An 18,774-nucleotide genomic window follows, 5' to 3' on the forward strand; every position below is an offset into this window, starting at 1 on the left:
AGCGGGAGAGGGACCGGGTGAGGGGCGAGAACCTTCAGAAAATGGCTCGACCTACCGACACTTCGGTGCCGTGCTCGATCCTGAGATTTCTCGTCCCCCACCCCAGCCCTCTCCCGCGCGGGAGAGGAAGCCCGTCGCGTTCCCTCATCGACCCCAGCGTCGAAAGGAGATGCGCGAACTTCGTCCTGCAAAGGTAGGAGGGGGAGCACGCGTCCGTGTCGGCGCCGCGCTCATGCTCCTCGCCATGCTCACCGCCCCCGCACTGGCGGTCCAGCCTGACGAAGTCCTGAAAGATCCGGTGCTGGAGCATCGTGCGCGCGAGATCTCGGCCGAGCTGCGCTGCCTCGTCTGCCAGAACCAGTCGATCGACGATTCCGATGCGCCGCTCGCCAAGGATTTGCGTCTGATCGTGCGCGAGCGCCTGCAGAAGGGCGACAGCGACAAGTCGGTGCTCGACTACGTCGTGGCACGCTACGGCGAGTTCGTGCTGCTGCGCCCGGTCTTCGCCCTGCACACCCTGCTGTTGTGGCTGACGCCTGTCCTTGCCGTGCTGCTTGGCGGGTTCGGCATCTGGCGCCTCGCGCGCCGCCGCGTGCCGGCGACCGCTCGAAGCTTGTCCGCCGCCGAGGAGGCGGAGGTCGCCGCGCTCCTGAGACGGGAGTAAGATCCGGACTGTCGCGATTCGCTCGTCCGAGTCGGCACGAGTCTTGGATCGAGCATCGCGGGCCGCGTGTTCGGCGGCGTGCCCGGGGGCAGGACGATGACGGTCGCTACGCTCACCATCTCAAGCCGCAACTATTCCTCGTGGTCCCTGCGGGGCTGGCTGATCTGCCGGATGTCGGGTCTCGATTTCGAGACGGAGGTCCTGTCCGGCGCCGATGCCGGCAGCCGGGCCGAACTGCTCCACCTGTCGCCCTCGTTCCTCGTACCGCGTCTGCGCCACGGCGACGTTGTGGTCTGGGACACGCTCGCCATCGCGGAATATCTCGCCGAGACGTTCCCGGAGGCCGGCTTCCTGCCGGGCAACATCGCGGAGCGCGCCCATTGCCGCTCGATCGCCGGCGAGATGCATTCCGGTTTCGTAAATCTGCGCTCGGCGCTGCCGATGAACCTCCGCGCCTTCCACCCCGCCTTCCGCGTGTTCAACGGCGCGAAGGCCGATATCGAGCGCATCGTCACGATTTTCGACGATTGCTTGGACCGCTATGACGGGCCCTTCCTGTTCGGGGCCAAGCCCTGCCTCGCCGACGCCCTGTACGCGCCCGTCTGCACCCGCTTCCGAACCTACGATGTCGCTCTCCCGCCCCGCGCCGCCCTGTATCGCGATACGATCCTGCACTGGCCGCTGATGGTGGAGTGGGCCGAGGCCGCCGCCGACGAGCCGGACGAGATCGAAGAACTTGAAATGGAGTTCTGATCCGCTGGGGCGGCGAAAGGGGCGGTTCCGGCCGGGTTGCCATGTGGCGATTCCGCGGCGGCACAATTGACGACGGTCCTCCACGGAGCTGCTTGACCGCGCGCACAAGGACGCAAGGGCCGCTTGCACGCGCGCTTACGCCACGCCAGAGTTGCAATTTTTTGCATAGCACCAATTCATGGTGCGACACACACGCGAACGATTTGCTCTCTGCCGGTTTTAGAAAGCTGTTTTTTGACAGCTGTTTAACATGTCACCCCGTTTTCCGCGCGAAGCGGGTGACAGCGCGACAGACATCCTTTGTTGCGCGACCGGACTGCGCGATTGATGCGAACCGGCATTTCTGTTCCTCTTCGCATTAGAACAGGAACAGACTGGGCTGGAAACCATGGCGCGTCACGAGCCCTGGAGCGCCGAGCGCGCCACCGGGATCATCGCTGAGCACACCCATCTCGAAGGGGCCACGCTGCCGATCCTGCACGCGTTGCAGGAGACTTTCGGCTACGTGGATACCGGCGCCGTGCCGCTGATCGCGGACGCGCTGAACCTGTCGCGTGCCGAGGTGCATGGCTGCATCACCTTCTATCACGACTTCCGTGCTCATCCGGCCGGCCGTCATGAGGTGAAGCTGTGCCGGGCCGAGGCCTGCCAGGCCATGGGCTCCGACACGCTCCATCGGGAAATCCTCGGCCGCCTCGGCTGCGGCTGGCACGAGACCACCGCCGACGGCAACGCCACGGTCGAGCCGGTCTATTGCCTTGGCCTCTGTGCCAACGGCCCAGCCGCCCTCATCGACGGTGAGCCGCTCGCCCATCTGACTGCCGACGCCCTTGAAGCCGCTTTGACGGAGGTGCGCCAGTGAGCGTTACGCTCTACGTTCCCCGCGACGCCGTCGCTTTGGGCCTCGGCGCCAACAAGGTTGCCCGCGCGCTGTTTGCCGGCGCCGAGCGCCGGGGCCTCGACGTGACTATCGTCCGCACCGGATCCCGCGGTCTGGCATGGCTGGAGCCGATGGTGGAAGTCGGCACGTCCGAGGGGCGTATCGCTTACGGCCCGGTCAAGCTCGCCGATGTCGAGGCGCTGTTGGATGCCGGCCTGACCACGGGCGGCGACCATGCCCTGCGCCTCGGCGACCCCGAAAAGATCCCGTTCCTCGCCCGGCAGCAGCGCCTGACCTTCCACCGCTGCGGCGTGATCGATCCGGTTTCCGTCGACGATTACCGGGCCCATGGCGGCTATCGCGGCCTCGAGGCGGCCCTGAAGCTCGATGCCGAGGGCGTCGTGGCGGCGGTGCGCGACTCCGGCCTGCGCGGCCGGGGCGGTGCCGGCTTCCCGGCCGGCATCAAGTGGAACACCGTGATGCTCGCCCAGGCGGACCAGAAGTATGTGGTCTGCAACGCCGACGAGGGTGATTCCGGCACGTTTGCCGACAGGATGATGATGGAGGGCGATCCCTTCAACCTCATCGAGGGCATGACGATCGCGGGCGTCGCGACGGGCGCCACCCGCGGCTACATCTACCTGCGCTCGGAGTATCCGCAGGCCTTCGCCACCCTCAAGGAAGCGATCGCCAACGGCATCCAGGCCGGGGTGCTCGGCGACGACGTCCTCGGCTCGGGCAAGAGCTTCCACTTGGACGTCCGCCTCGGGGCCGGCGCCTATATCTGCGGCGAGGAAACCTCGCTGCTGGAGAGCCTGGAGGGCAAGCGCGGCATCGTGCGGGCCAAGCCGCCGATCCCGGCGCTGAAGGGCTTCCTCGGCAAGCCGACGCTGGTCAACAACGTCATGACCTTCACGGCGGTGCCGTGGATCCTGGACAACGGCGCCAAGGCCTACGCTGATTACGGCATGGGCCGCTCGCTCGGCACCTTACCGATCCAGCTCGCCGGCAACATCAAGCATGGCGGCCTGATCGAGATGGCCTTCGGCATCACCCTGCGGCAGGTCATCGAGGATTTCGGCGGCGGTACCCGCTCTGGGCGGCCGGTCCGGGCCGTCCAGGTCGGCGGGCCGCTCGGGGCCTACTTCCCCGATCATCTCCTCGACACGCCGCTGGATTACGAGGCGATGGCGGCCCAGAAGGGCCTCGTCGGCCATGGCGGCATCGTGGTGTTCGACGACACAGTCGACATGGCCGCCCAGGCCCGTTTCGCCTTCGAGTTCTGCGCCACCGAATCCTGCGGCAAGTGCACCCCCTGCCGCGTCGGCGCGACCCGCGGCGTCGAGACCATGGACAAGGTGATCGCCGGCATCCGGCCGGAGGCAAACCTCACCCTGATCGCGGATCTCTGCGAAGTCATGACCGATGGGTCGCTCTGCGCCATGGGCGGGCTCACGCCGATGCCCGTCATGAGCGCGATCACCCATTTCCCCGAGGATTTCACCCGTGCGGGCTCGCTGCCCGTCGCGGCTGAGTGAGGAGGCTTCCATGGCCCTCATCAAAGAGATCGACTACGGCACGCCGATCCGCGTCAGTGCGCAGACGGTGACGCTGACCATCGACGGCATGTCGGTGACCGTACCGGCCGGCACCTCGGTGATGGCGGCGGCGATGCATGCCGGCACGCAGATCCCAAAACTCTGCGCCACCGACTCGCTGGAGCCGTTCGGCTCCTGTCGCCTCTGCCTCGTGGAGATCGAGGGGCGGCGCGGCACGCCCGCCTCCTGTACGACCCCGGCCGAGAACGGCATGGTGGTGCACACCCAGAACGAGAAGCTCGCCAAGCTCCGCAAGGGCGTGATGGAGCTCTACATCTCCGATCACCCGCTGACCTGCCTGACCTGCGCGGCCAACGGCGATTGCGAATTGCAGGATATGGCCGGCGTCGTCGGCCTGCGCGACGTGCGCTACGGCTACGAGGGCGACAACCACGTCGCGCCGACCGCCGAGAAGTACCTGCCGAAGGACGAGTCGAACCCGTACTTCACCTACGACCCGTCGAAGTGCATCGTCTGCAACCGCTGCGTCCGGGCCTGCGAGGAGGTGCAGGGCACCTTCGCGCTGACCATCGCGGGCCGCGGCTTCGACAGCCGCGTGGCGGCCGGCCCGACCAACTTCTTCGAATCCGAGTGCGTATCCTGCGGAGCCTGCGTGCAGGCCTGCCCGACCGCGACCCTGCAGGAAAAGACGATCCACGCGTTCGGCCAGCCCGAGCACGCCGAGGTGACGACCTGCGCCTATTGCGGCGTCGGCTGCTCGTTCAAGGCCGAGATGCAGGGCGAGCGCGTCGTCCGCATGGTCCCCTTCAAGGGCGGCAAAGCCAACGAGGGCCATAGCTGCGTCAAGGGCCGCTTCGCCTACGGGTACGCCACCCATAAGGACCGCATCACCAAGCCGATGATCCGCGAGAAGATCACGGATCCGTGGCGCGAGGTCTCCTGGGAAGAAGCCATCGACCGGGCCGCGAGCGAGTTCAAGCGGATCCAGGCCAAGTACGGAAAAGACTCGGTCGGCGGCATCACCTCGTCGCGCTGTACCAACGAGGAGGCCTACCTCGTCCAGAAGCTGGTGCGCGCCGCCTTCGGCAACAACAACGTCGATACCTGCGCTCGCGTCTGCCACTCGCCGACCGGCTACGGCCTGATGTCGACGCTCGGCACCTCGGCCGGTACGCAGGACTTCAAATCGGTCGAGAATTCCGACGTGATCCTGGTGATCGGCGCCAACCCGACCGACGGCCATCCGGTGTTCGGCTCGCGGATGAAGAAGCGCCTGCGCCAGGGCGCCAAACTGATCGTCGCCGATCCGCGCAAGATCGACCTCGTGAAGTCGCCCCACATCAAGGCCGACTATCACCTGCCGCTGAAGCCCGGCTCCAACGTCGCCTTCATCAACTCGCTGGCGCACGTGATCGTCACCGAGGGGCTGATCGACGAGGCCTATGTCCGCGAGCGCTGCGACCTGCCCGAGTTCGAGTCCTGGGCGCGGTTCATCGCCGAGGAGCGGCACTCCCCGGAGGCGCAGCAGCAGTTCACCGGTCTCGACCCGGCGGAAGTCCGCGGCGCGGCCCGGCTCTACGCCAAGGGCGGCGCGGCCGGCATCTACTATGGGCTGGGCGTCACCGAGCACAGCCAGGGCTCGACCATGGTGATGGGCATGGCCAACATCGCCATGGCCACCGGCAACATCGGCAAGCTCGGCGCCGGCGTGAACCCGCTGCGCGGCCAGAACAACGTGCAGGGCTCCTGCGACATGGGCTCGTTCCCGCACGAGCTGACCGGCTACCGTCACGTCTCGGACGATGCCACCCGCGAGAGCTTTGAGGCGCTCTGGGGCGCCAAACTCGACAGCGCGCCGGGCCTGCGCATCACCAACATGCTGGACGAAGCCGTCGATGGCGCGTTCAAGGGGATGTACATCCAGGGCGAGGACATCGCGCAGTCCGATCCCGACACGCACCACGTGACAGCGGGCCTGATGGCGATGGAGTGCATCGTCATCCAGGACCTGTTCCTGAACGAGACCGCGAAATACGCCCACGTGTTCCTGCCGGGCGCCTCGTTCCTGGAGAAGGACGGCACCTTCACCAATGCCGAGCGCCGCATCTCCCGCGTGCGCAAGGTCATGGCCCCGATGGGCGGCTACGGCGACTGGGAGGGCACGGTGCTGCTCTCCAACGCGCTGGGCTACAAGATGGAATACAACCACCCGTCCGAGATCATGGACGAGATCGCCGGCCTGACACCGAGCTTCACCGGCGTGTCCTACGCCAAGCTCGACGAGCTGGGTTCGGTGCAGTGGCCCTGCAACGAGAAGGCACCGCTCGGCACGCCGATGATGCACGTGGACCGGTTCGTCCGCGGCAAGGGCCGGTTCATGATCACCGAGTTCGTGGCCACCGAGGAGCGGACGGGGGCGAAGTTCCCGCTGATCCTGACCACGGGCCGGATCCTGTCCCAGTACAATGTCGGCGCGCAGACCCGGCGCACCGAGAACTCGCGCTGGCACGAGGAGGACGTGCTGGAGATCCACCCGTTCGACGCGGAGCTGCGCGGCATCGTGGAGGGCGATCTGGTCTCTCTGGAGAGCCGCTCGGGCGACATCGCTCTCAAGGCCAAGGTCTCGGAGCGGATGCAGCCGGGTGTGGTCTACACCACGTTCCACCACGCCAAGACCGGCGCCAACGTCATCACCACCGATTACTCGGATTGGGCCACCAACTGCCCCGAGTACAAGGTGACGGCAGTGCAGGTCCGGCGGACCAACCGGCCCTCCGACTGGCAGGCTAAGTTCTACGAGGAGGATTTCTCGTTGACGCGCATCGCCAATTCTCAAGACACTGCTCTCGACGCGGCGGAGTGAGGCGATGAGCGCAGTCCGCCAGGAAGACAAGCTCCTCCGCATGGCCAACCAGATCGCCACCTTCTTCCGGTCCTACCCGGAAGAGGAGGCGGTGGCTGGCATCCACAAGCACATCGTGGCGTTCTGGACGCCCAAGATGGTCTCGAAACTCGAAGCGGCCCTGCCGGAGATGGGCGATCGGGCCGACACCCTGGTGCAGCGGGCCATGCGCGGCGCCGAGCCCCAGGCCGAGAGCCCGATCCGCGCAGCGACCCGCGATCCGCAGAAGCTCGGCGAGGGTGCCAGCGACGCCGGCTGACCCGTTCGAACGCGCTCGATACGCTTTTCCCATTCGCAGCATCGTCAGGGCCCGGATCTTCCGGGCCCTGACTCGTTCTGATGTCCTGATGCATGCCGGGCGCATCGGGCTCATACCCACACAGGATCAGAGTGCGGGATTGCAGTTGCCTTCAACGCGAAGGGCGGCACTGGGACTGCGATCCCGATGACCATCACCGACGAGTGTTCGCTTACAGATTGCGCAGATACGGGTTAAATCTGTCTACTCAGCAAGCATTACGCTGGCGCCCTGTACACAGATCGCGCATCCTGCGGCACCGAGCGGTCCACCAAAATGACCGCCGTGGAGGAGTCGGTCATGGGTGCTGGAGTGGCGGGCGCGGTCGCGCCCGGCGGTATGCCAAATCTGTTGTCCCGCGAGCGGATCGTGGCCAGGCCGGGGTTCAACCGGTGGCTGGTCCCGCCGGCGGCCCTGGCGATTCACCTGTGTATCGGCATGGCCTACGGCCTGTCGGTGTTCTGGCTGCCGCTGACCCGTGCGCTCTCGGTCGGCAAGCCGGGCCCCGCCGCCTGCGCCGATATGGGCGTGATGACGGCTCTGTTCACCACCACCTGCGACTGGCGCATCAGCGACCTCGTCACGGTCTTCTCGATCGGCATCGTGATGCTCGGCCTCTCGGCGGCCCTGTTCGGCGGCTGGCTGGAGCGAGCGGGCCCGCGCAAGGCCGGCATCGCGGCGGCTTTGTGCTGGGGCGGCGGCTTCCTGATCGGCGCGCTCGGCGTCTACATTCACCAGCTCTGGCTGGTCTGGCTCGGAATAGGCCTGATCGGCGGCATTGGGCTCGGCCTCGGCTACATCTCGCCGGTCTCGACGCTCATCAAGTGGTTCCCCGACCGGCGCGGCATGGCCACCGGCATGGCGATCATGGGCTTCGGCGGCGGTGCGATGATCGGGTCGCCCCTGGCCGACACCCTGATCAAGAGCTTCCGGACCGCGGATTCGGCCGGCGTCTGGCAGACGCTGGCGGTGATGGGGATCGGCTACATCCTGTTCATGCTGGGCGGCGCCTTCGGCTATCGCGTGCCGCCGGCCGGTTGGCGCCCGGACGGCTGGACGGCGCCGGCTGCCAAGAACGCGATGATCGCCTCCGGCCATGTCCATCTTCGGGACGCCCACAAGACCTTCCAGTTCTGGATGATCTGGCTCGTCCTGTTCCTCAACGTGTCGGCCGGGATCGGCGTGCTGGCGCTGGCGTCGCCGATGCTCCAGGAGATCTTCGGCGGTGAGTTGATCGGTCTGCCGGGCACCGGCTTCTCGGCCCTCGACGCCGGCCAGAAGGCGCAGGTCGCCGCGATCGCGGCCGGCTTCGTCGGCCTGCTCTCCCTGTTCAACATCCTGGGCCGGTTCTTCTGGGCCTCGATGTCGGACCGGATCGGCCGCAAGGTCACCTACGCGATCTTCTTCGCGCTGGGCGGCGTCCTCTACGCGGCGGCGCCCTGGGCGGCCGGCATCGGCTCGCAGGCCCTGTTTGTCGCCATCTTCTGCGTGATTCTGTCCATGTATGGCGGCGGCTTCGCGACCGTGCCGGCCTACCTTGCCGACGTGTTCGGTACGCAGTTCGTGGGCGCCATTCATGGGCGCCTGCTCACGGCGTGGTCGATGGCGGGCATCGTCGGGCCATTCGTCATCACCAAGATCCGCGAAGCTCAGGCCGCGGCCGGCGTCCAGGGGGCCGATCTCTATGGCCGGACCATGTACGTGCTGGCGAGCTTCCTGGCGGTCGGGTTCCTGTGCAACCTGCTTGTCCGCCCGCTGGCCCAACGCTGGTTCATGTCCGATTCGGAGCGGGCCACCCTCGACGTCAAGGCCGGTGCCACGGCCACCGGACCGTCGGGTTCCTTCGGCATCGGCCGCGGCGGGTTCAGCCCCGGTGCGGCCGTGGCCTGGGCGATTGTCGGCATCCCGATCGTCTGGGGCATCGGCATCACCCTGTCGAAGGCCTTCATCCTGTTCCGGTGAGCGACCGCCGCACGTGGTTGTGGGTGTCGTCCTGGGTCGCTAGGCTCCCGGCGACTTGCGGTGCCGGGATCCCTGCGTGGTGATCGACAAGCTGGACTTCCTGCTCGCGCTCGCCCGCGAGCAGCATTTCGGACACGCCGCCGAGGCCTGCGGGGTGACCCAGCAGACCCTCTCGGCCGGCGTGAAACAGTTGGAGAACCGCTTCGGCGTGCAACTCGTGCTGCGCGGCTCGCGCTTCCAGGGCTTCACCCCCGAAGGGGAGCGGGTGCTGGAATGGGCGCGGCGGATCGTGGCCGATGCCCGCGCGATGCACGAGGAGGTCACCGGCCTGCGCCGGGGCCTGACCGGGCATCTGCGCATCGCGTCGATCCCCACCGCCCTGCCGATGATCGCGCATCTCACCACACCCTACCGGGAGCGGCACCCGGACGTGCGGCTGACGGTCGAGTCGGCGACCTCGACCGACATCTTCTCGCTGATCGAGAATCTAGAGGCGGATGCCGGACTGACCTATCTCGACAACGAACCCCTCGGGCGGGTGATCTCCGTCCCGCTCTACCGGGAGCGCTACCGTCTCGTGACGGCGATCGGCGGTCCCTTCGACCAGCGGGCGAGCGTCACCTGGGCCGAGACCGGCAGCCTGCCGCTCTGCTTGCTCACCCCCAACATGCAAAACCGGCGGATCATCGACCAGCAGATCCGGGAATCGGGGGCCGATCCGGCCGCGACCCTGGAGTCGAACTCGATGATCGTCTTGCTGACCCATGTGCGCACGCTGCGCTGGGCCTCGATCATGCCGGAGATCCTGGTGGATGCTCTCGGACCTATCGAGGGCGTACGGGCCATCCCGATCACCGCACCGGATCTGGTGCACACGATCGGCCTCGTCGCCCCGCGCCGCGAGCCGTCCACCCCGATGGTCACCGCCCTCGTTGCCATCGCCCGGTCGCTCGCCCGCACGCTCGATCCGGGGGTATCGGACGCGTCATCCGCCTGATCGCTGGACGCGTCGTGGGCATCGTTACGACAGGGCCGACGAAAAAAGCCGCCCCGTCTCCCGAGCGGCTTCATAACAACCGGGGCTGGTGCCCGTCGGCTTACTTGATCTTGGTTTCCTTGAACTCGACGTGCTTGCGCGCGACCGGGTCGTACTTGCGCATCGACAGCTTCTCGGTCTGCGTCCGGGAGTTCTTCTTCGTGACGTAGAAGTAGCCCGTGTCGGCGGTCGACATGAGCTTGATCTTGACGGTGACGGCCTTGGCCATGGCGCGGCGCTCCTGCAGGGTGCGGCATTCCGCGTGAGCGAAACGCAAATGGCCGGGAGGACCCGGCCGAATACGGGCGGGTGAATGCCCGATCGCGCCGTTCAGGTCAAGAGTGGACGCGCCGACGCTCCGTCACGGCGAGGGCGCCTGCAAAGGCCAGGAACAGGGCCAGCAGCGCCAGCGCGAAGCCGTGCGGCGGTATGAGGTCGAGCCCGCCGCCGATCACCGGCGGCCCCAACATCAGCCCGACATTGTACAGCACCACGAAGGCCGCGTTGGCGCCGGCGAGATCGTTTGCCGGCGTGCGGTCACCCAGCATGGCGAGCCCGACCGTGTAGAGCGTGCCGGCGATGCCGCCCCAGACCAGGAGCAGCAGGCCGAACGCCACGGGGTTCCCGGCCGTCAACGGGATGAGCGCCGAGCCGGCGGCGCCCGCGAGACCTGCGCCGAGCAGCACCGCACCGCGGTTGAACCGGTCGGCGAGCCAACCGAACGGAATCTGGAACACCACATTGCCGAGCGCGATCAGGCTGACGAGCCCGGCCGCGCCTTGTGCGTCATAGCCGATGCGCAGGCCGTAGAGGGGCAGGATCGCGAAGATACCGGTCTCGACCGCTCCGTACGCGAGGGCAGCCGCGAGCGCGCCGGGGGCGAGGCGCAGGTAGCTGAAGATGCTCCGGCCCGAACCTGGCTCGATCGTCGGCGACAGCCCGCGGGCGAGCAGGATGGGTAGGCCGCCGGCCAGCATGAGGGCGGCCCCGGTCGCGTAGGGGGCCAGGCCCTCGGTGCCGACAAGCGCCAGCAGGAGCGGGCCGACCGCGAAGCCCGCCGCCAGGACGGTGGCGTAGATGCCCATCACGAGGCCCCGGCGTTCCGGCGGGGCAGCGGCGTTGATCCAGTACTCGGAGAGTACGAACAGGGCGCCGAGCATCATCGAGAAGACGAGGCGCAGGGGGAACCAGAGCGCGATACCCGGCAGGATCGGGAACAAAGTGAGGCTGGCCGCTCCGACGATCAGCGCCAAGCCGAGCAGCGGGGCGACCCCGATCCGCGTGGCCAGCCGCGGGACGAACGGCACCGTACAGATGCTGGCGATGCCCGCCACCGCGGTGTTGATCCCGATCAGCGTGCTCGACGCGCCCCGTCGCTCCAATTCGATCGACAGGAGCGGGATCGACAGGCTCAGACCGATGCCCACGACGGTGACGCAGGTGACGGCCGCCGCGATGGCCGCCACATCCTCCGAGCTGATTCCGCGCCGTCCCGCGTTCTCCACGTCCTTTTGGTTCACAAGGCTACCCGTTCGCGCCGGCCGTAGCGCTCGTAATGGAACGGGATCATCCGGTGTGGGGCGAAATCGGCGGCGATCTGAGCTTCCAGATCGTCCAGGATGGCGCGGGTGATGTACGGCAGGTCGAGCTTGCGGGCCGCCTCAAGGCGGACCCAGGCGAGTTCGGTGAACTCCGCGTCGGCCTGAACCCGGCCCGGCTCCTCTGCCGCAACCATCCGATGATCGACCGCGAAAAAGCGCGTGTCGAACCGGCGTACGCGCTTCGGCGGCGTGATCGCCCGGGCCACGAGGTGCAGCGCCTCGAGATCCGGCAGGACGCCGTGCCGGGCAAACCCCTCCCAGCCCGCGGGCGTCTCCTCCGGCGCGCCGTGCTCGGTCGTGCCGAGCAGCAGGCCGGTCTCCTCGTAGGTCTCGCGGATTGCGGCGAGCGCGAGCGCCCGGCCGAGATGATGGGGTGGCCGGGAGACCTGCCGGGTCAGCGCCGCTTCGGCGTAGTCGGGCAGGGCGCCGGCCACCGGCATGTGACGGTCGCCGAGCTCGATCCGGCCGCCCGGGAAAACGAACTTGCCCGGCATGAAGGCGAGGTTGGGGTTGCGCCGGCCCATCAGGACCTTCGGGCCGCCCCGTCCCCGCCGGTCGATCACGATCATGGTGGCGGCGTCCCGCGGGCGCAGGCGCGCCGCGGCAGGCTTCCTCTCAGAGGCGGTGGCGATCTGGGGCTCCTGCTGCGGCAGCGGCAAGGCGTGTCTCCTCCGACCCCGGGGTGGGGCGGCTCCGCGGTAGCGTGGCGAAGCCGTCCATGCCAAGGGCGTATTGCAGCCCGACGACGGCACCCTTGACCGGTTGGAGCAATATGAGCGCGAACAGGAGCGTGAAGGCCGGCCAGACTCCCATCTCAACCCAGAGGGGAACCTCGTAGGCGCTCTCCGTCTCCAGGATCAGGTAGCCCACGATGTGGGCGACAATGAAGATCACCACGTAGGGTGGCAGATCGTCCGCCCGGTGGTGGTGCAACTCCAGGCCGCACGCATCGCATTCGGGCCGCACCTTGAGGAAGCGGCCGAAGATCCGCCCCTGGCCGCAATGCGGGCAGCGGCCGATGAAGCCTCGGGCCATCGCGGGTACGAGACGGGTGCGCAGGGGAATCGCGTCGGCGGCCATGTCCAGGGTCTACAACGGCCCGGTCAGCGGCGCGAGCCGCGATGGCGCGTCCCAGTGTTGCGGATGCCGGCGGGACGGCCGGGCGGGGCCGCCTTGAACGGCCGGCCACCGGGCGCCTTGCCCGGGCCGGGCTTGCGGGCGCCGGAACGGGACCGGCCCTCGCTGAGCAATTCGAAGCGCAGCGCCCCGGCCACCGGTGCCGCCTCCACGAGCCGCACCTCGACCCGGTCGCCCAGGCGGAACGTCTCCCCGGTCCGCTCGCCCACCAGGGCGTGACGGCCCTCCTCGTGGCGGAAATAATCGGCGCCGAGCTGCGAGACCGGCACGAAGCCGTCCGCCCCGGTCCCGTCGAGCTTGATGAACAGCCCGGCCCGAGTCACGCCGGCGATCTGGCCCTCGAAGCTGGCCCCGATCTGGTCGGCGAGGTGGTGGGCGATCAGCCGGTCGATGGTCTCGCGCTCGGCCGCCATGGCGCGGCGCTCGGCCGCCGAGATCTGCTCGCCGATCTGCGCCAGCTCGCCGAGTGAGACCGTACTCCCGAGCCCATCTGTGCCGAGCCGGCAGGCGGTGATCAGCGCCCGGTGGACGATCAAGTCGGCGTAGCGCCGGATCGGCGAGGTGAAATGCGCGTAGCGCCGCAGATTCAGGCCGAAATGCCCGAGATTCTCGGCGGCGTAGACGGCCTGGGCCTGGCTGCGCAGGATCACCTCGTTGAGGAAGACGCTGTGCTCGGTCTCGGCGACGGTCGCGAGGATCCGATTGAACAGGGCGGGCCGCAGCGCCCCTTCCCTGGGCAGCTTGATGCCCACCGAGGCCAGGACCTCACCGAGCGCCCGCATCTTTTCGAGCGCCGGCTCGTCGTGGACGCGATAGATCAGCGGCTGTTTCGCCTGCTCCAGGGTCTCGGCTGCGGCGACGTTCGCCTGGATCATGAACTCTTCGATCAGCCGATGCGCGTCGAGCCGTTCCGGCACGATCACCCGATCGACCGCGCCGTCCGGGGACAGAAGGACCTTACGCTCGGGCAGATCGAGGGCGAGTGGGCCTCGGCGGTCTCGGGCCGCGCGCAGGGCCGCGTAGGCCGCCCAGAGGGGGCGCAACGCGGTCTCCAGCAGGGGGGCGGTGGCGGCGTCCGGCTGCCCGTCGATCGCGGCCTGCGCTTGCGCATAGGCGAGCTTGGCGCGGGATCGCATCATCACCCGATGGAAGCCGTGGCGGCGCTTCTCGCCATCGGCGGCGATGACCATGCGCACGGCGAGCGCCGGCCGGTCCTCGCCCTCGCGCAACGAGCAGAGGTCGTTGGAGATGCGCTCCGGCAGCATCGGTACGACCCGGTCGGGGAAGTAGACCGAATTGCCGCGCTCCAGCGCCTCCCGGTCGAGGCTCGATCCGGCGCGGACATAGGCCGCTACATCCGCGATGGCGACGGTGAGGATGAAGCCGCCCGGGTTGGCCGGGTCGGGATCGGCTTCGGCCATGACGGCATCGTCGTGGTCCTTGGCGTCTGGCGGGTCGATGGTCAGGAGCGGCCGGTCGCGCCAGTCCTCTCGGCCATTCAACGTCGCGGGTTCTGCGGCATCCGCCTCGGCCAGGGTCGAATCCGCAAAAACGTGCGGGATGTTGTGGAGGTGCAGCGCGATCAAGCTCACCGCCTTCTCGGAGCCGAGCGAGCCCAGCCGCTCACGCACGCGCCCCTTGGGAAGGCCGAACCGGGTCTCGCGCTCCAGGGAGACGCTGACGAGGTCGCCGTCGCGGGCCTGCCCCTCCTCGCCCGGCGGGATCAGGATCTCGCGGCCCTGCGAGCGCTTCTCCACCGGCACGATCCGGCCGCCCTGCGCGCCGGCGCGGTAGACGCCGATGATCTCGGCCTTGTTCTTCCCGATGACCTTGATGACCCGGCCCGTGTAGCCGCCCTCGGGGTCGCGTTCGACCCGGATCAGAGCGCGGTCGCCGATGCCGGACGCCGGCCGAGTGCCCTTGCGCGGGCCGCGCGGCTGCATGAGCACGATGGCGGGCGGCTTGCCGGTGCCCGTCCACTCCACGGGGACGGCCAGAAAATCACCATGGCGGTCGCGCGAGCGGATATCGGCCAGCACCACCGGCGGCAGGTGGCCCGCCGGGGCGAGACCGCCGCGCCCGCGGTCGAGGGCGCCATCCTCTTCGATCTCTTTCAGGATGCGCTTCAGCTCGATCTTGGCGGCCCCCTTGATGCCGAAGGCCTGGGCGATCTCGCGCTTGCCGACAGGCTCCTTCGACTCGGCCACGAAGGCGAGGATCTGCTCACGGGTGGGGATGGGCGGCGGAGCGGCGGGCTCGGCCCCCGGGGTGGTGGTGCGACGTGCCAAAAGGTGGTGCCGGCTGGTTCTCGGAAAACGAAGCCCAAGTGGGCTCAGGACCAATCCGGTCCCGACAATCCAAGATGGGTCCCCGGAGCGCCCACGGCAACGCCGGGCCGACTTTCCTCAACAGGCTGGATCAACCGGTCGAGGCGATCTTGCGGATATTCTCGACCGCTTGATCCACGTCGAAGCCCGGGGACACGATCTCAGTCAGGCTGAACGGGCAGGCGCGCGGCAAAGTCAGGTTCACCTGCCCCTCTTGCGGCGCCAGTTCTGGCGTCTCGGCCGCTTGGATCGCCAACGTCCAAGCGCCATCCATGCGCAGGCTCGCCGGGTCGGGCGGATCGCCAGCGAGTGCCGCGAGCTTGGCGCGGCCTGCATCCCGGCAGGCGAGGCTTGTCGCATCGTCCGAGATCAGGGCTGCCTTGATCAGCTCGGCCAGGGCATCCCTGACCCGTTCCACGCTCGCGTTCATGGGTATCCATTCCGAAGGGTCCGAAGGCGTGGCAAGCCGGATGCCATCCGGAAACAGGCCGGTGTGACAGAACCGCCGATCTTTCCTGGCGATCGGCGCGGTGTAGAAGGCAGGCATGATCCCGGTCCTGACTCGCCGAACCGAGGCCGTGCCGCTCTACGCCGCGGCCTGTGCGGAGCTGCGGTTGCGCGGCTTCGAGGGCGACCTGTCGCTGTCGGACGCCGACCGCACCGTCTTCGCCACCGACAACTCGATCTACCAAGTGGAGCCGGGGGCCGTCGCTTTCCCGCGCTCCCGCGATGACCTTGTGCGCATCGCCAAGCTCCTCGACGACCCGCGCTTCTCCGAGATCGTGATCCGGCCCCGCGGCGGGGCGACCGGCACCAATGGCCAATCTCTTGGCCACGGCCTCGTGGTCGACACCTCGCGGCACATGAACCGCATCCTGGAGATCGACGTCGTCAACCGAAGCGTCCGGGTCGAGCCCGGGGTCGTGAAGGATCAGCTCAACCGGGAACTCGCCAAGCACGGCCTGTTCTTCGCGCCCGAGCTCTCCACCTCGAACCGCGCCACCCTCGGCGGGATGATCTCGACGGATGCCTGCGGGCAGGGCTCGTGCCTCTACGGCAAGACCCGGGATCACGTTCTGGCGCTGACCTGCGTGCTCACCGACGGCACGGTCTGGGCCGCCGAGCCCCTGGATGGAGAGGGCCTCAAAGCCGCCAAGGGACGCAACGACCGGGTCGGTGAGATCCACCGTACCTTGGACGCCGTCGTCACCGCGTACGCGACCTTGATCGAGGAGCGCTTCCCCAAGCTCAACCGCTGCCTGACCGGCTACGACCTTGCGCATCTGCGCGATGCCGCGGGTCGGTTCGACCTCAAGAGCGTACTCTGCGGTTCGGAGGGCACGCTAGCGCTGATCGCCGAGGCGCGGCTGAACGTTCTGCCGATCCCGAAGGCCGCGGTGCTGGTGGCGCTCTCCTACGTGGATTTCGATGCGGCGCTCCGCGACGCACAGGCGCTGCTGCCCTTCGGCGCGGCTTCCGTAGAGACCATCGATTCCACCGTGCTGGCGCTCGCCCGCAAGGACCCGATCTGGGCCGAGGTGCGGGCTTTCTTCCCCGAGGATCCGGCCGGGCGGCCAGTGGACGGAATCAACCTCGTGGAGTTCGTCGGCGACGACGAGGCCGGCGTGGAGGCCGCCCTCACGCGGCTCACCGACATGCTCGCGGTTGAGCGCGCCACCGACACCAAGCGCCTGGGCTTCGCCATCGCCCGGGGGGCGGCGATCGAGCGGCTCTGGACCATGCGCAAGAAGGCCGTGGGCCTGCTGGGCGCCGCCAAGGGCGATGCCCGGCCGATCCCCTTCGTGGAGGACACCGCCGTCCCGCCGGAGCGGCTCGCCGACTACATCGTGGAGTTCCGCGCACTCCTCGACGGCAAGGGGCTGCGCTACGGCATGTTCGGCCACGTCGATGCCGGCGTGCTCCACGTCCGGCCGGCCATAGACCTGAAGGATCCAGACCAGAATGGCCTGATCCGCGAGGTGACCGAGGGCGTCGTCGCGCTCACCGCCAAGTATGGCGGCTTGCTCTGGGGCGAGCACGGCAAGGGATTTCGGTCCGAGTTCGTGCCGGAGACGTTCGGGCCTCTGATGCCGGCGCTGGAGGCGATCAAGCGGGCCTTCGATCCGGGCGACCGGATGAACCCGGGCAAGATCGCCTCGGCGCGGGGACAGAGCCTCACGCGGATCGACGGCGTGCCGCGCCGGGGCGAGCAGGACCGTACCATCCCGGCGCCGGTCCGGCAGGTTTTCGACGAGGCGCTCCACTGCAACGGCAACGGCGCCTGCTTCTCCTTCGATGCCGACGAGGCGATGTGCCCATCCTGGAAAGCGACCCGAGAGCGCCGGCATTCGCCGAAGGGTCGCGCTTCTTTGATGCGCGAGTGGTTGCGACAGGCGACGGCGGACGGCCTCGATCCGAGCGCCGAGCTGGCGCGGCAGCATTCCGGCTGGTTCCGCGACGTGGCCGCCACCCTGTTGGGTGCCCTGAGGCCGCGGTCGGAGCGGCAAGATTTCTCGCACGCGGTCCAAGATTTCTCGCACGCGGTCAAGGAGGCGATGGATGGCTGCCTCGCCTGCAAATCCTGCACGGGGTCCTGTCCGATCAAGGTCGACGTACCGACCTTCCGGGCGAAGTTCCTGGCGCTCTATCACACACGCTACGCCCGGCCCCTGAAGGACCACCTCGTGGCGGCGCTGGAATCGCTGCTGCCGCTGGCCGCCAGGGCGCCGCGCTTGAGCAATGCCCTCCTGACCAACCCGATCGCACGCCTGACCCTGGCCAAGGCCGGGTTGGTCGCGATCCCCAACCTGTCGCCGCTCGATCTCCGGACGCAGCTGGCCGGTCTCGGTGTCGCGGTCGCGAGCCCCGAAGCATTGGCGCGGCTGAGCCCGCACGAGCGCGCGACGGCGGTGCTGGTGGTGCAAGACGCCTTCACCAGCCATTTCGACGCGGACGTTGTTGCCGACGCCTGCGCGCTGCTGATCGCCCTCGGCTTCCGGCCCTGGCTGATGCCCTACCGGCCGAACGGCAAGCCGCTGCACGTCCACGGCTTTCTAGCCCGGTTCGCCGCCGTCGCGCGCTCCAACGCCGCGATGCTGCGCGCCTTCGCCCAGCAGGGCGTGCCCTTGGTCGGCATCGATCCGTCGATGGCGCTGACCTACCGGTCCGAATACGTGCAGGTGCTGGGCGATGACCTGCCGAAGGTCCATCTCCTGCAGGAATGGCTGGCGACCCAGCTCGACCGGATCCCGTCGCGCCAGGGCGGTCGAACCATGCGGCTCCTGCCCCACTGCACCGAGCGCACCAACGCGCCGGGGGCGGTGCGCGACTGGCAGGCCGTGTTCGCGCATCTCGGGCTGCGGCTCGACGTGCCGGCGGCCGGCTGCTGCGGCATGGCCGGGACTTACGGGCACGAGGCCCGCCATCGCGCCACCTCGGAGACGATCTACGGCCTGAGCTGGGCCCGCCACGTCGCCGAGGCCCCCGGCTGCACGCTGCTGGCCGATGGCTATTCTTGCCGGTCCCAGGCCAAGCTGGTCGACGGCGTGCGGCTGCGCCACCCGGCCCAGGCGCTTCTCGAGCATATCCGTTCAGAGGTCGGCGCTGCGCCGTTCCATCCGGAGCGCGCGGCGGCTGCGGCGACGTGAGCGGCACG

The 18,774-nt window shown here is 68.4% G+C and carries 15 protein-coding genes; 9 read left to right on the forward strand and 6 right to left on the reverse strand.

Annotated features, from left to right (window positions below):
* The first annotated feature begins 232 nt into the window (after positions 1-232).
* The 8 genes from MKK63_RS29195 (at position 233) to MKK63_RS29230 (ending at position 10,015) form a co-directional block, all read left to right on the forward strand.
* A complete protein-coding gene (locus MKK63_RS29195) occupies positions 233-664 on the forward strand; it encodes a cytochrome c-type biogenesis protein (protein WP_244007714.1) in 432 nt (143 codons plus the stop codon).
* A 96-nt stretch (positions 665-760) separates the two neighbouring features.
* Positions 761-1,417, forward strand: a complete 657-nt coding sequence (locus MKK63_RS29200) for a glutathione S-transferase family protein (protein ID WP_244007717.1) — start codon at positions 761-763, stop codon at positions 1,415-1,417.
* 388 nt (positions 1,418-1,805) lie between these two features.
* Positions 1,806-2,279, forward strand: a complete 474-nt coding sequence (locus tag MKK63_RS29205; protein WP_244007719.1) for a formate dehydrogenase subunit gamma — start codon at positions 1,806-1,808, stop codon at positions 2,277-2,279.
* Entirely contained in the window at positions 2,276-3,835 is a 1,560-nt protein-coding gene (locus tag MKK63_RS29210) for a formate dehydrogenase beta subunit (RefSeq protein ID WP_244007721.1), read from the forward strand. The genes MKK63_RS29205 and MKK63_RS29210 overlap by 4 nt, the downstream gene beginning before the upstream one ends.
* Before the next feature lie 10 nt (positions 3,836-3,845).
* On the forward strand, positions 3,846-6,719 hold the full coding sequence (gene fdhF, locus MKK63_RS29215) for a formate dehydrogenase subunit alpha (RefSeq protein WP_244007723.1): 2,874 nt from the start codon (positions 3,846-3,848) through the stop codon (positions 6,717-6,719).
* A 4-nt stretch (positions 6,720-6,723) separates the two neighbouring features.
* On the forward strand, positions 6,724-7,017 hold the full coding sequence (locus tag MKK63_RS29220) for a formate dehydrogenase subunit delta (RefSeq protein WP_244007725.1): 294 nt from the start codon (positions 6,724-6,726) through the stop codon (positions 7,015-7,017).
* A gap of 339 nt (positions 7,018-7,356) precedes the next feature.
* On the forward strand, positions 7,357-9,018 hold the full coding sequence (locus tag MKK63_RS29225; protein ID WP_244007727.1) for an OFA family MFS transporter: 1,662 nt from the start codon (positions 7,357-7,359) through the stop codon (positions 9,016-9,018).
* Between the two features lie 79 nt (positions 9,019-9,097).
* Positions 9,098-10,015 (forward strand): LysR family transcriptional regulator, encoded by a 918-nt coding sequence (locus MKK63_RS29230; protein WP_244007728.1) that lies wholly within the window; start codon positions 9,098-9,100, stop codon positions 10,013-10,015.
* 100 nt (positions 10,016-10,115) lie between these two features.
* Here MKK63_RS29230 and rpmG read toward each other — a convergent pair whose 3' ends face one another.
* From rpmG to MKK63_RS29260, 6 genes are all read right to left on the reverse strand, one after another.
* Positions 10,116-10,283 (reverse strand): 50S ribosomal protein L33, encoded by a 168-nt coding sequence (gene rpmG / locus MKK63_RS29235; protein ID WP_160532473.1) that lies wholly within the window; start codon positions 10,281-10,283, stop codon positions 10,116-10,118.
* A 106-nt stretch (positions 10,284-10,389) separates the two neighbouring features.
* On the reverse strand, positions 10,390-11,574 hold the full coding sequence (locus tag MKK63_RS29240; RefSeq protein WP_244007730.1) for an MFS transporter: 1,185 nt from the start codon (positions 11,572-11,574) through the stop codon (positions 10,390-10,392).
* Positions 11,571-12,314 (reverse strand): NUDIX hydrolase, encoded by a 744-nt coding sequence (locus MKK63_RS29245; protein WP_244007732.1) that lies wholly within the window; start codon positions 12,312-12,314, stop codon positions 11,571-11,573. The genes MKK63_RS29240 and MKK63_RS29245 overlap by 4 nt, the downstream gene beginning before the upstream one ends.
* Positions 12,271-12,735, reverse strand: a complete 465-nt coding sequence (locus tag MKK63_RS29250) for a DUF983 domain-containing protein (RefSeq protein ID WP_244007734.1) — start codon at positions 12,733-12,735, stop codon at positions 12,271-12,273. Before MKK63_RS29250 ends, MKK63_RS29245 begins: the two co-directional genes overlap by 44 nt.
* 23 nt (positions 12,736-12,758) lie before the next feature.
* A complete protein-coding gene (gene rnr, locus MKK63_RS29255) occupies positions 12,759-15,080 on the reverse strand; it encodes a ribonuclease R (protein ID WP_244007736.1) in 2,322 nt (773 codons plus the stop codon).
* A gap of 130 nt (positions 15,081-15,210) precedes the next feature.
* Positions 15,211-15,549 (reverse strand): hypothetical protein, encoded by a 339-nt coding sequence (locus tag MKK63_RS29260; RefSeq protein ID WP_244007738.1) that lies wholly within the window; start codon positions 15,547-15,549, stop codon positions 15,211-15,213.
* Between the two features lie 115 nt (positions 15,550-15,664).
* Here MKK63_RS29260 and MKK63_RS29265 point away from each other — a divergent pair, with 115 nt between their 5' ends.
* Positions 15,665-18,766 (forward strand): FAD-binding and (Fe-S)-binding domain-containing protein, encoded by a 3,102-nt coding sequence (locus MKK63_RS29265; RefSeq protein WP_244007740.1) that lies wholly within the window; start codon positions 15,665-15,667, stop codon positions 18,764-18,766.
* Positions 18,767-18,774 lie beyond the last annotated feature (8 nt).

Source organism: Methylobacterium sp. J-088, assembly GCF_022829295.1.
In the GTDB taxonomy this organism is placed as follows: Bacteria; Pseudomonadota; Alphaproteobacteria; order Rhizobiales; family Beijerinckiaceae; genus Methylobacterium.

What these genes read in the sequence shown, in the direction of transcription:
- MKK63_RS29260 (WP_244007738.1), bottom strand. Translation starts at nt 15,549, where the DNA reads ATGAACGCGAGCGTGGAACGGGTCAGGGATGCCCTGGCCGAGCTGATC.
- MKK63_RS29220 (WP_244007725.1), top strand. Translation starts at nt 6,724, where the DNA reads ATGAGCGCAGTCCGCCAGGAAGACAAGCTCCTCCGCATGGCCAACCAG.
- MKK63_RS29205 (WP_244007719.1), top strand. Translation starts at nt 1,806, where the DNA reads ATGGCGCGTCACGAGCCCTGGAGCGCCGAGCGCGCCACCGGGATCATC.
- MKK63_RS29250 (WP_244007734.1), bottom strand. Translation starts at nt 12,735, where the DNA reads ATGGCCGCCGACGCGATTCCCCTGCGCACCCGTCTCGTACCCGCGATG.
- MKK63_RS29200 (WP_244007717.1), top strand. Translation starts at nt 761, where the DNA reads ATGACGGTCGCTACGCTCACCATCTCAAGCCGCAACTATTCCTCGTGG.
- MKK63_RS29225 (WP_244007727.1), top strand. Translation starts at nt 7,357, where the DNA reads ATGGGTGCTGGAGTGGCGGGCGCGGTCGCGCCCGGCGGTATGCCAAAT.
- fdhF (WP_244007723.1), top strand. Translation starts at nt 3,846, where the DNA reads ATGGCCCTCATCAAAGAGATCGACTACGGCACGCCGATCCGCGTCAGT.
- MKK63_RS29195 (WP_244007714.1), top strand. Translation starts at nt 233, where the DNA reads ATGCTCCTCGCCATGCTCACCGCCCCCGCACTGGCGGTCCAGCCTGAC.
- rpmG (WP_160532473.1), bottom strand. Translation starts at nt 10,283, where the DNA reads ATGGCCAAGGCCGTCACCGTCAAGATCAAGCTCATGTCGACCGCCGAC.
- MKK63_RS29265 (WP_244007740.1), top strand. Translation starts at nt 15,665, where the DNA reads ATGATCCCGGTCCTGACTCGCCGAACCGAGGCCGTGCCGCTCTACGCC.